This window comes from Streptomyces sp. CNP082 (assembly GCF_059570535.1).
On the sequence record NZ_JCANSZ010000018.1, the window covers coordinates 117,636 to 128,942 of the forward strand.

The 11,307-nt window shown below is 72.4% G+C and carries 10 protein-coding genes; 8 read left to right on the forward strand and 2 right to left on the reverse strand.

What is annotated here, in order from left to right; translation table 11 throughout:
- Positions 1 to 40: 40 nt before the first annotated feature.
- Complete coding sequence (locus tag B124_RS16940) at positions 41 to 1,021, reverse strand: hydroxyacid dehydrogenase (RefSeq protein WP_496503695.1); 981 nt, start codon at positions 1,019 to 1,021, stop codon at positions 41 to 43.
- A gap of 212 nt (positions 1,022 to 1,233) precedes the next feature.
- On the opposite strand from B124_RS16940, the gene folC reads away from it, so the two are divergent.
- From folC to rodA, 8 genes are all read left to right on the forward strand, one after another.
- The gene (folC, locus tag B124_RS16945; RefSeq protein WP_496503680.1) at positions 1,234 to 2,862 is read left to right on the forward strand and encodes a bifunctional tetrahydrofolate synthase/dihydrofolate synthase; all 1,629 of its coding nucleotides are present in this window, start codon (positions 1,234 to 1,236) and stop codon (positions 2,860 to 2,862) included.
- 223 nt (positions 2,863 to 3,085) lie between these two features.
- A complete protein-coding gene (locus B124_RS16950) occupies positions 3,086 to 3,469 on the forward strand; it encodes a DUF4233 domain-containing protein (protein WP_496503681.1) in 384 nt (127 codons plus the stop codon).
- Between the two features lie 103 nt (positions 3,470 to 3,572).
- Positions 3,573 to 3,986 carry a nucleoside-diphosphate kinase gene (ndk, locus tag B124_RS16955; protein ID WP_496503682.1) on the forward strand — a complete coding sequence of 138 codons (414 nt, stop codon included), beginning with the start codon at positions 3,573 to 3,575 and terminating at the stop codon, positions 3,984 to 3,986.
- Between the two features lie 251 nt (positions 3,987 to 4,237).
- Complete coding sequence (locus tag B124_RS16960; protein WP_018834281.1) at positions 4,238 to 5,257, forward strand: rod shape-determining protein; 1,020 nt, start codon at positions 4,238 to 4,240, stop codon at positions 5,255 to 5,257.
- Between the two features lie 75 nt (positions 5,258 to 5,332).
- Positions 5,333 to 6,358 carry a rod shape-determining protein MreC gene (mreC, locus tag B124_RS16965; RefSeq protein WP_496503683.1) on the forward strand — a complete coding sequence of 342 codons (1,026 nt, stop codon included), beginning with the start codon at positions 5,333 to 5,335 and terminating at the stop codon, positions 6,356 to 6,358.
- A 3-nt stretch (positions 6,359 to 6,361) separates the two neighbouring features.
- Positions 6,362 to 7,081 carry a rod shape-determining protein MreD gene (gene mreD, locus B124_RS16970; RefSeq protein WP_496503684.1) on the forward strand — a complete coding sequence of 240 codons (720 nt, stop codon included), beginning with the start codon at positions 6,362 to 6,364 and terminating at the stop codon, positions 7,079 to 7,081.
- A complete protein-coding gene (gene mrdA, locus B124_RS16975) occupies positions 7,078 to 9,165 on the forward strand; it encodes a penicillin-binding protein 2 (protein ID WP_496503685.1) in 2,088 nt (695 codons plus the stop codon). Before mreD ends, mrdA begins: the two co-directional genes overlap by 4 nt.
- Positions 9,162 to 10,358 carry a rod shape-determining protein RodA gene (rodA, locus tag B124_RS16980; protein ID WP_496503686.1) on the forward strand — a complete coding sequence of 399 codons (1,197 nt, stop codon included), beginning with the start codon at positions 9,162 to 9,164 and terminating at the stop codon, positions 10,356 to 10,358. The genes mrdA and rodA overlap by 4 nt, the downstream gene beginning before the upstream one ends.
- A gap of 106 nt (positions 10,359 to 10,464) precedes the next feature.
- Here the strand turns inward: rodA and B124_RS16985 are convergent, their stop codons facing one another.
- On the reverse strand, positions 10,465 to 11,028 hold the full coding sequence (locus B124_RS16985) for a DoxX family protein (RefSeq protein WP_496503687.1): 564 nt from the start codon (positions 11,026 to 11,028) through the stop codon (positions 10,465 to 10,467).
- Positions 11,029 to 11,307: the final 279 nt, after the last annotated feature.

Below are 11,307 nucleotides of genomic sequence, written 5' to 3' on the forward strand. Positions count from 1 at the left end.
CCTACGGGCCCGGGGCCGCCCCCCGGGCCCGTACACCCGGCTACGCGCTGTGGCCCAGGGACTCCGGCCGCACCGGGTGCGCGAAGGGCTCCCCCGCCGCGTAGCGGGCCAGCTCGTCGGCCGCCGCCCGGCCCAGCCGCGGCAGCTCGCCGGCCAGCGACCCCGCGACATGGGGCGTCAGCAGCACGTTCGGCAGTTCGTACAGCGGCGAGCCGGCCGGCAGGAACTCCGGCTCGGTCACGTCCACGACGGCGTGCAGCCGCCCGGCGACCAGTTCCTCGGTCAGCGCCTCCTGGTCCACCAGCGAGCCGCGCGCGGTGTTGACGAGCGTCGCCCCGTCGCGCATCGATGCGAGCCGGGCGCGGCTGATCAGATGCCGGGTGGCCGGCAGCTGGGGCGCGTGCACGGTGACGACGTCGGCGGTGGCGCACAGCTCGTCGAGACCGGCGGGGGTGGCGCCGAGGGCGCGCAGCTCGCCGTCGTCCGCGTACGGGTCGTACACCAGCACCGACAGGTCGTACGGGCGCAGCAGCTCCAGCACCCGCCGCCCGACCAGGGAGGCGCCGACGACGCCGACGGTGCGCCGGTAGTTGCCGGCGCCCGGATGGTCCGCGTACCAGTCGTACGGGCCGCGCCGCCGCCGGTACTCCTCCCGCACCTGAAGCACCCGCTTGCCCGCGAACAGCACCGCGGCGACGGTGTACTCCGCCACCGGCAGCGCGTTCGCCCACGCCGCCGAGGAGACCGCGATCCCGCGTCGCCACACCGCCTCGGTGACGTGGTGCTTGACGGACCCCGCGGCGTGCACGACGGCCCGCAGCCGGGGCGCCGCGGCGAGCACCGCGTCGTCCAGCGGCGGGCAGCCCCAGCAGGTCACCAGCACCTCGGCGCCGGCCAGCGCGGCGGCTGCCCGCGGCTCGGTGAAGTCCGCGGCGACCAGGCCGGGGTCCAGGTCCGCGACCTGCGCGAGCCGGTCCCGCGTCGCCGCGTCGAAGAGCCGCGGCAGGGCGTCGGGGCTCATCGCGAACAGGGCGCGCGGGCGGCGCTCCGCGCCGCTGTGAGGGTCGTTCGGGGACACGCGGTCGCCTCCTGTGCCGTACCTGCGATCCGAAGCTGCTTCTCGTGCATCCGCCGGGTGTCCCCGCGGGGGCTGAGCCTGCTGTCCCCGCGGGGGCTGCGCCGGCTGTCCCCGCGGGGGCGGGGACAGTCGTAGCCGGACCCTAGACTGGCATCGTGAGCGCCCGCGAAGAACCCGCTGGTCCCGACCCGGACGAGACCCCACGCAGCCCGGACACCCCGGAGACGCCGGAGAACGGGGAGCACCCCGAGAACCCCGAGAGCCCCGAGAGCACCGAAGACGCAGCCTTCGACGAGATCGTCGGCACCGAGACCGACCGCGACCCCGACCTGGCCGTCATCGAGGCCGGCAGCCGCACGCTGCGCGCCCAGGCGGGCCCGCCCGCCGGTGACGGCGTGCCCGCGAGCCCGGCCGACCCCGAGGTGGCGCGTGCCCTGCGCGAGGCCGAGGCGGAGCTGCTGGCGCGCTGGCCGGAGACGCGCATCGACCCGTCGCTGGAGCGCATCCGGGCGCTGCTCGACATACTCGGCGAGCCGCAGCGGGCGTACCCGTCGATCCATCTGACGGGCACGAACGGCAAGTCCTCCACGGCCCGCATGATCGAGGCGCTGCTGGTGGCGTGCGACCTGCGCACCGGCCGCTTCACCAGCCCGCACCTGCAGTCGATCACGGAGCGGATCGGCCTCGACGGGGCGCCGATCGACGCCGAGCGGTTCGTGGAGACGTACCGCGAGCTGAAGCCGTACGCGGAGATGGTCGACGCCCGGCAGGAGCACCCGCTGTCGTTCTTCGAGATGCTCACCGCGATGGCCTTCGCCGCGTTCGCCGAGGCCCCGGTGGACGTGGCGGTCGTCGAGGTCGGCCTCGGCGGCACCTGGGACAGCACGAACGTCATCGACGCCTCCGTCGCCGTCGTCACGCCCATCGCGGTCGACCACAGCCGGCTGCTCGGGGACACCCCGGGTGCCATCGCCGCGGACAAGGCGGGGATCGTGAAGAAGACCGCGACGTCCCCGGGCGGCGGCCCGGGCACCGTCGTGATCATGGCCCAGCAGCCCGTGGACGCCGCGCAGGTCATCCTCAAGCGGGCCGTCGAGGCGGACGCGACGGTGGCGCGCGAGGGCATGGAGTTCGGCGTGCTGAGCCGGGAGGTCGCGGTCGGCGGGCAGTTGCTGACGCTGCGCGGCCTGGGCGGCGAGTATCCGGAGGTCTTCCTGCCGCTGCACGGCGAGCACATGGCGCACAACGCCGCGGTCGCGCTCGCCGCCGTCGAGGCGTTCTTCGGCGTCGGCTCCGAGCACGCCCGCAGCCTCGACGCCGACACCGTGCGGCGCGCGTTCGCCACCGTCACCTCACCGGGCCGCCTGGAGGTCGTACGGACCTCGCCCACCGTCATCCTCGACGCCGCCCACAACCCGGCCGGCGCGCGGGCCACCGCCGCGGGGGTGCAGGAGGCGTTCGGCTTCAGCCGGCTCGTCGGCGTCGTCGGCACCAGCCGGGACAAGGACGTGCGCGGCGTGCTGGAGGCGTTCGAGCCGATCTTCACCGAGGTCGTCATCACCCGGAACTCGACCACCCGCGCCATGGATCCCGACGAACTGGCGGCCCTCGCCGTCGAGGTCTTCGGCAGCGAGCGCGTGCAGGTCGAGCCCCGGCTCGACGACGCGCTGGAGGCGGCCATCACGCTGGCGGAGGAGGAGGACGAGTACGCCGGCGCGGGCGTGCTGGTCACCGGCTCCGTCATCACCGCCGGCGAGGCCCGGCTGCTGCTGGGCACGAAGTAGCGGGCCCGGTGATGCGCACCTCCCACGACGGCGACGACGGCGACGGCGACGCCGCCGCGGGGCGCGCTGGCGCAGCCGTGCCGGCGCCCGCCGCCACCCGCGTACCGAGGCGCGTGGCCGGTGCCGCGCCGGCGGCCACTACCCTGGCGGGGAGGGACGAGCGCGCCGCCGCCGGCACGCTGGGCTCCGTCACCGCCGCTGGAACGAAGGGGAAGGGCGAGCGATGCGCACGCTCTGTGCGAGCACGCTGATCGGCGAGTTGCTCATCGTCGGCCTGACGGGTCTCGTCGCGATGCAGCAGACCGACCTGTCGGACGGCACGATCTGGGGGGTCAGCGGCGCCGCCATGGTGCTGTGCGTGCTGGTCTGCGGCATGCTCGGCCGCCCCGGCGCCGTGGAGGTCGGCTGGGGGCTGCAGATCGCCCTGATCGCCTCCGGCTTCGTGGTGCCGTCGATGTTCTTCCTGGGCGGGATCTTCACCGCCCTGTGGTGGGCGTCGGTGCACTACGGCCGGATCGTCGACGAGGCCAAGGCGGCACGGGCCCGCGCCGCTGCCGCGGAAGGGGCCGGCGCCGCCGCCGAGGAGGCGGGCGGTGCCCCGGCGTAGCCCTGCGGCGGGGATGCGTGCGAGCGCCCGCCGGGGGCCGGGTAAGGTCGGATTCCCCCTTGATCCAGCAATGAATCCAGCAATTAACTGCCAGGAGCTGTACATGAGCCAGCGCACGCTCGTCCTCCTCAAGCCCGACGCGGTACGCCGCGGGCTGGTCGGCGAGATCATCGGCCGGATCGAGCGGAAGGCCGACTGGTCGATCGTCGCGCTCGAGCTGCGCACCCTCGACCGCGCGACGCTGGAGCAGCACTACGCCGAGCACGTGGGCCGGCCGTTCTACGAGCCGTTGGTGGAGTTCATGGCCTCGGGACCGGTCGTGGCGCTGGTGGTCGAGGGCGAGCGGGTCATCGAGGGCGTCCGTACCCTGTCCGGGCCCACCGACCCGATCGCCGCCGCGCCCGGCAGCATCCGCGGCGACTTCGGCACCGTCGTCCGCGAGAACCTCGTGCACGCCTCCGACTCCGAGGAATCCGCCGCGCGTGAGCTGAAGCTGTTCTTCCCCGAGCTCGCCTGACGTACGCGCAGGTCGGCAGCGGGCGCGACCGCCGAGGAGGCGACCGGATCATTCGGTCGCCTCTTGGCATGTGCAAGCGAAAAGGGGGAAAGTGCAACCGACACGGTGTCGTATTGACTGCGACACCCTCGCTCCCTCCGCGACCTCCCGAGACTACGATGGGCCCCTACGGGCCGTAGCGCGCGTCGCCCTGCTGCCGACCCCCGTCCGCCATCACTTTGGAAGGCCAGACGTATCCCATGGCGAACAATATGAGCTTCATCGGCCGTGACATGGCCGTCGACCTTGGGACCGCCAACACGTTGGTGTACGTCAGAGGCAGGGGCATCGTGCTGAACGAGCCGTCGGTCGTGGCCATCAACACCAACACCGGCGGCATCCTCGCGGTCGGCGCCGAGGCGAAGAAGATGATCGGCCGCACCCCGGGCAACATCGTCGCGGTGCGTCCGCTGAAGGACGGCGTCATCGCCGACTTCGAGATCACCGAGCGGATGCTGCGCTACTTCATCCTGAAGATCCACAAGCGCCGCTACCTCGCCCGCCCCCGCGTCGTGGTCTGTGTGCCCTCGGGCATCACGGGAGTCGAGCGCCGCGCGGTCATCGAGGCGTCGACGCAGGCGGGCGCGCGCCAGGTGCACATCATCGAGGAGCCCATGGCGGCGGCCATCGGCTCCGGGCTCCCGGTGCACGAGGCGACGGGGAACATGGTCGTGGACATCGGCGGCGGCACCACCGAGGTCGCGGTGATCTCCCTCGGCGGCATCGTCACGGCGCAGTCCATCCGGGTCGCCGGGGACGAGCTGGACAACGCGATCATCCAGCACATCAAGAAGGAGTACAGCCTCCTGCTCGGCGAGCGCACCGCCGAGATGATCAAGATCACCATCGGCTCCGCGTACGACACCGACCGCGACGAGCACACCGAGATCCGGGGCCGCGACCTGGTCAGCGGGCTGCCGAAGACGGTCGTGATCTCCTCCGCCGAGGTGCGCAAGGCCATGGAGGAGCCGCTCAACGCGATCGTCGACGCGGTCAAGACGACGCTCGACAAGTGCCCGCCGGAGCTGTCCGGCGACATCATGGACCGCGGCATCGTGCTCACGGGGGGCGGCGCGCTGCTGGCCGGCCTCGACGAGCGGCTGCGGCACGAGACGGGGATGCCGATCCACCTCGCCGAGGAGCCGCTCGACTCCGTCGCGCTCGGCTCCGGCAAGTGCGTCGAGGAGTTCGAGGCACTGCAGCAGGTGCTGGACGCACAGCCCCGCCGCTAGCCCCCCAAGTCCGCACCCCACGCCCCCATCCCGCACCCCACCCACAGAACACCCAGGAAGGCGCTTCGGAAGCACGTGAGGGACACACGAGAGAGCCGGGTCCTGCTCCTGCTGCTCATCACCATCTCGTTCGCGCTGATCACGGTCGACATCCGGGGCGGGGACGACTCTCCCCTGGACGCCACGAGGCGGGGGGCCGCGGCGGCGCTGGGGCCCGTCGAGGACGGCGTCGCCACGGTCGTCGACCCGGTGGGCAACGCGATCGAGGCGGTCCGCGAGTCGGGGGACCGGCACGACCGGATCGCCGAGCTCCAGCGGCAGAACGCCGAACTGAAGCAGCGGCTGGGCAGCGACGACCGCAACCGTGCCCGCGCCGCCGAGCTGGACAAGATCCTGGGCGCCGCGGGCGCCGGCCGCTACGGCATCAAGGGCGCCCAGGTCATCGCCATAGGAGCGGCCCAGGGCCTGTCCTGGACCGTGACCATCGACGCCGGCTCCCGCGACGGCCTGGAGCGGGACATGACCGTGCTCAACGGCGACGGCCTCGTCGGGCGCGTCACCACCGTCGGCCCGTCCACCGCCACCGTGCTGCTCGCCAACGACCCGGAGTTCACGGTCGGCACCCGGCTGGAGAAGACCAGCGAGCTGGGCTTCGCCACCGGCCAGGGCGACCGCCCGATGAAGGTCGAACTCCTCAACGGCAAGCTGAAGGTGGAGAAGGGCGACCGGTTGGTGACCTTCGGCTCCAGCGAGTCGCGGCCGTTCGTGCCGGGCGTGCCGATAGGAGTCGTCTCGTCGGTCGAGCCGGTCGGCGACGTCACCCGCACCGTGTACGTCGAGCCGTACGCCTCGTTCACCCGGCTCGACATCGTCGGCGTCGTCGTCCAGCCGCCGCGCAACGACCCGCGCGACGCGGTGCTGCCGCCCGCGCCGAAGGCGACGCCGACGCCCACCGTCACCGTCACCGTCCCCCCGGGCGGGGAGGAGGCCGCGCAAGGCGAGGCCGACGCCGGGGCCGGCGCGGCGGACGCCGGAGCCGGGGAGGACCCGGCCGGCGATCCCGCCGGTGGGGACCCCGCGGCCGGAGAGGACGTGAACTGACCCATGAGACACGTGAACCGCGTCCTGCTCTGCGCCCTGCTGCTGGTGACCGCCCTCGTCTTCCAGGTCACCGTGCTCGCCCGGCTCCATCTGCCCGGCGCCGTACCCGATCTGACGCTGCTCGTCGTCCTCGCCCTCGCGATGGTCTACGGCCACGTCGGCGGCGCCCTCGTCGGCTTCACCGGCGGCCTGCTCGCCGATATCGCGCCGCCCGCCGACCACGCCGTGGGCCGCTACGCCCTCGTGCTCGCCGTCATCGGCTACCTCGCCGGGCTCATCAAGCCCGAGTCCGGCCAGGTGCGTACCGCCGCGGGCCCGATGATGGTCGTCGGCTGCGCCGCCGTCGGCTCCACCCTGCTGTACGCGGGCGTGGGCGCCCTCGTCGGCGAGGGCTCGGTGCGCGGCGTGGGCCTGGGCAACCTGGTCTTCACCGCCGCGATCTACGACCTGCTGCTCGCCCCCTTCACCGTGCCGCTGGTGATGGCGCTGGCCCGCAAGGCCAACCGCGACACGACCGCCGAGGCCGCGGAGACGGCCACCGGCGGCTCGGCCGCGGGCGTCTCCTCGTACCGCTGGCTGGCCGGCGGCACCGCCAGCCGCGCCGCCGTCAAGCGCGCCCGCTCCTACGGCCGCGGCGGCATCGGCCGGCAGCGCGGCAACCTGTTCGGCCCCAAGTCCAAGACCGCCAAGGCCACCCGCATCAAAGGGGTGAAGCGGCTGTGACCAACATCCCGGAGACCGGCAAGTCCACCCGGGTCACCGTCCGGCTCGTCGGCATCCAGATCCTCGTCCTCTCCCTGCTGCTCACCCTCGGCGGCCGGCTGTGGTACCTGCAGATCCGCAACGGCGACGAGTACGAGGCGGAGGCCGCCGGCAACCACGTCCAGCAGGTCATCGAGCCCGCCGTACGCGGCTCCATCCTCGACTCCCGCGGCGAACCGCTCGCCGACAACGAGACCCGCCTCGTGGTCTCCGCCAGCCGCACCGACCTGATGAAGATGGACGACGACGGCGAGGCGGTGCTGACCAAGCTCGCCGGCGTGCTCGGCATGGAGCCCAAGACCGTCATGGAGCGGGTCCGGCTCTGCGACGCCAAGACCCCCAAGCCCTGCTGGAACGGCTCCCCGTACCAGCCCATCCCCATCACCGACGAGGCCACGGCCCGCCAGGCGCTGCAGATCCGCGAGCGCGAGGAGGAGTTCCCCGGCATCACCGCGGAGCCCAGCGCCGTCCGCCGCTACGGCTCGCCGAACGAGGCGAACACCGCGCAGGTGCTCGGCTATCTCTCCCCGGTCACCGACGAGGAGATCGCCGAAGCCGAGGACGGCGACAACCCGCTGCTGCGCACCGACCAGATCGGCCGCTCCGGCCTGGAGCGCTCCTACGACGCCGAGCTGCGCGGCCAGGCCGGCGTGACGAACTACCGCGTGGACAAGCTCGGCCGGGTGATAGGGGAGGCCGACAAGCAGCCGGGCGTGCCCGGCTCCAACCTGGTCACGAGCATCGACTCGCGGGTGCAGGCGCTGGCCGAGAAGGAGCTGGCCAAGGCGATGAAGGCGGCCCGCACCCAGTTCGACGACAACACCGGCACGAACTACAAGGCGGACTCCGGCGCGATGGTGGTGATGGAGGCCGACACCGGCCGCATCGTCGCGATGGCGTCCAACCCGACGTACGACCCGAACGACTGGGTCGGCGGCATCGACGCCGGCACGTACAAGAGGCTCACCGGCAAGAAGGCCAACTACCCGCTGCTGAACCGGGCGATCCAGGGCCAGTCGGCCCCCGGCTCGATCTTCAAGCCGATCCCGACGACCGCCGCGGTCAACGCCGGCTACGACTTCGACGGCAGCTACGAGTGCAGCAGCGACTACAGCATCGGCGGGCAGGTCTTCAAGAACTTCGAGTCGCAGGGCTACGGCGCGATCGACCTCGGCCGCGCGCTGGAGGTCTCCTGCGACACGGTCTTCTACCGGCTGGCGCACCAGGAGTGGCTGAACGACGGCGGCAACAAGCCGAAGAAGAACCCCGACGACTGGTTCTACAAGACCGCCCACCAGTTCGGCCTCGGCGAGGAGACCGGCGTCGACCTGCCCAACGAGGTCACCGGCCGGGTGCCCGACCGGCAGTGGAAGAAGGACTACTGGCGGGCCAACAAGGACGCCTGGTGCGAGCAGGGCAAGCAGGACGGCGACTACGCCGAGCGCATCGCGTACGAGAACTGCCTGGAGGGCATGCGGATGCGCGCCGGTGACTCCGTCAACTACTCCATCGGCCAGGGCGACACGCTCGTCACCCCGATACAGATGGCCACCATGTACGCCGCCATCGCCAACGGCGGCACGTTGTACGACCCGACCGTCGGCAAGGCCGTCGTCAGCGCCGACGGCAAGCAGGTCGACATGATCAAGCCGAAGGCGCACGGCAAGCTGCCGCTGGACAAGGACACGCACGCCGCCATAGACGACGCGCTCGCCGGCGTCGCCACCCGGGGCACCGCGGCCTGGCGCTTCGGCGGCTGGCCGCAGGACGAGATCCCGATGCACGCGAAGACCGGTACCGCGGAGGTCTACGGCAAGCAGACGACGTCCTGGTTCGCGACGTACACCGACGAATACGCGATCGTCATGACGATGTCCCAGGGCGGCACCGGCTCCGGCGCCTCGGCGCCCGCGGTCCGCGCCGTGTACGACGCGCTGTACGGCGTCACCAAGGGCGGCGGCATCGACCCCGAGAAGGCGCTGCTGCCCAAGCCGGAGACGAAGCTGCCGAAGATCTCGTCCGACGGCAGGATCGAGCCGCGATGACTGCCGACGGATACCCGGTCCGGCGCTTCACCCCCGAGCTGGGCACGTGGGGCAGGCTGACCGCGCGCGACTCGCTGGTGCGCCGGCTGGACTGGATGCTGATGCTCTCCGGGCTCGCGCTGTCCGTCGTGGGCACCGCGCTGGTCTGGTCCGCGACCCGCAACCGCGACGACCTCACGGGCGGCGACCCGTACTTCTTCGTGACACGGCACGCGATCTTCACCGCGGTCGGCATCGCGCTGATGGCCGCCACCGTCTGGGTGGGCCACCGCACGCTGCGCGGGGTGGTGCCGGTGCTGTACGGGCTGTCGCTGGTGCTCGTCGCGACCGTGCTCAGCCCGCTGGGCAGCACCATCAACGGCTCCCGCGCCTGGCTCGACCTCGGCGGCGGCTTCACCGTCCAGCCGGCCGAGTTCACCAAGATCACGATCATCCTGGGGATGGCGATGATCCTGGCCGCCCGGGTCGACGCGGGCGACCGCGAGCACCCCGACCACCGCACCGTCGTCCAGGCCCTCGGCCTGGCCGCGGTGCCCATCGGGATCGTCGTGCTGATGCCCGACCTCGGCTCGGCGATGGTGCTGACCTCAATCGTGCTGGGCGTGCTGCTGGCCTCCGGCGCGTCGAACCGCTGGGTGCTGGGCCTGGTGCTGGCCGGCGTCAGCGGCGCGGCGCTGGTCGTCTCGCTCGGCATGCTCGACGAGTACCAGGTCAACCGCTTCGCGGCCTTCGCCAACCCGGCGCTCGACCCGGCCGGCGTCGGCTACAACACCAACCAGGCCCGTATCGCCATCGGCTCCGGCGGGGCGACCGGCAAGGGCCTGGGCGAAGGCAGTCAGACGACGGGCCAGTTCGTGCCCGAGCAGCAGACCGACTTCATCTTCACGGTGGCCGGCGAGGAGCTGGGCTTCGTCGGCGCGGGCCTCATCCTCGTGCTGCTCGGCGTGATGCTGTGGCGGGCGTGCCGGATCGCGCGGGACGCCAGCGACCTGTACGGCACGATCGTCGCGGCGGGCGTGGTGGCGTGGTTCGCGTTCCAGGCGTTCGAGAACATCGGGATGACGCTCGGCATCATGCCGGTGGCGGGCCTGCCGCTGCCGTTCGTGAGCTATGGCGGCTCGTCGATGTTCGCGGTGTGGATCGCGGTCGGACTGCTGCAGTCCGTCAAGGGACAGCGCCCGCTGTCCGCCTGAGAGCGCGGGACAGCCCCGGACAGCGCAGGCAGCGCGGGAAAGGACGGGAAAGCACGGGAGGCGCGGAAAGGCGGCCCCGGCGGTACGGGCCGGGGGTCCGCCGGCGCTACAGCAGGCGCAGCAGCAGCACCCCCACTCCCGCGACCACCCCCAGCAGCACCGTGGCCACCCCCGGCGCGAGCCGCCCCCCGCGCAGCGCCCCCAGCGCACCGTCCACGGAGACCGACCCCGCCCCGGTCAGCGCCAGCGCCACGCCCGCGGCGCCGAGCAGGAACTCGTACTCGATGCCCCGCGGGTCCGCCGCCGCGATCGGGCCGCTCCACTCGAAGCCCCATTTGACGGCGACCGCGTTGATCATCACGCCGATCACCGAGGCAGCCGCCAACGGGGTGAGGAAGCCGAGGACCAGCGCGACGCCGCCGACGACCTCGCTCAGCCCCAGCACCCACGTCATCGTCCGCTCCGCGGGGTAGCCGGCCGCGGCCAGGGTCGCCGCCGTCGGGTCGAACCCCTCGCCGGCGAACCAGCCGAGGAGCTTCTGCGCCCCGTGCCCCGCCATGACCGCGCCGACCACCGCCCGCACCACCAGCAGCCCGGCGTCGGCACCGCTCACGCCCTCCTTGACGTCCTCGGCGTAGCTGATGACGGGGATGGTGCGCGTCTGGGCCATGGGCGAGCCCTACCTTTCAAGTCGTGGGTTCGAACTGGTCATTCGTAAGATCGGTGGGCCCAGGGGCTCTGGGTATGGCTGCATGGGTTGCGCCCGTGATGGCTTAAGGAGCTTGGCCGCCCGGAGCCCCGCGACGACTCGACCGCCAATTGGGAGATGCGACTCGATCGCTGCGTAGGGCAACGTCGGCGAGGTCGTCTGCTGGGCTGTGAACGCGCGACGAGCTGGCGGAGGTGACCGTGCCCCAGATATGGGCCGGAGTGGACATCGGCAAGGAAC

Coding starts and splice junctions, on each gene's coding strand:
- ndk (WP_496503682.1), top strand. CDS start 3,573: ATGAGCCAGCGCACGCTCGTCCTCCTCAAGCCCGACGCGGTACGCCGC.
- B124_RS16985 (WP_496503687.1), bottom strand. CDS start 11,028: ATGGCCCAGACGCGCACCATCCCCGTCATCAGCTACGCCGAGGACGTC.
- mreD (WP_496503684.1), top strand. CDS start 6,362: ATGAGACACGTGAACCGCGTCCTGCTCTGCGCCCTGCTGCTGGTGACC.
- B124_RS16960 (WP_018834281.1), top strand. CDS start 4,238: ATGAGCTTCATCGGCCGTGACATGGCCGTCGACCTTGGGACCGCCAAC.
- rodA (WP_496503686.1), top strand. CDS start 9,162: ATGACTGCCGACGGATACCCGGTCCGGCGCTTCACCCCCGAGCTGGGC.
- B124_RS16950 (WP_496503681.1), top strand. CDS start 3,086: ATGCGCACGCTCTGTGCGAGCACGCTGATCGGCGAGTTGCTCATCGTC.
- B124_RS16940 (WP_496503695.1), bottom strand. CDS start 1,021: ATGAGCCCCGACGCCCTGCCGCGGCTCTTCGACGCGGCGACGCGGGAC.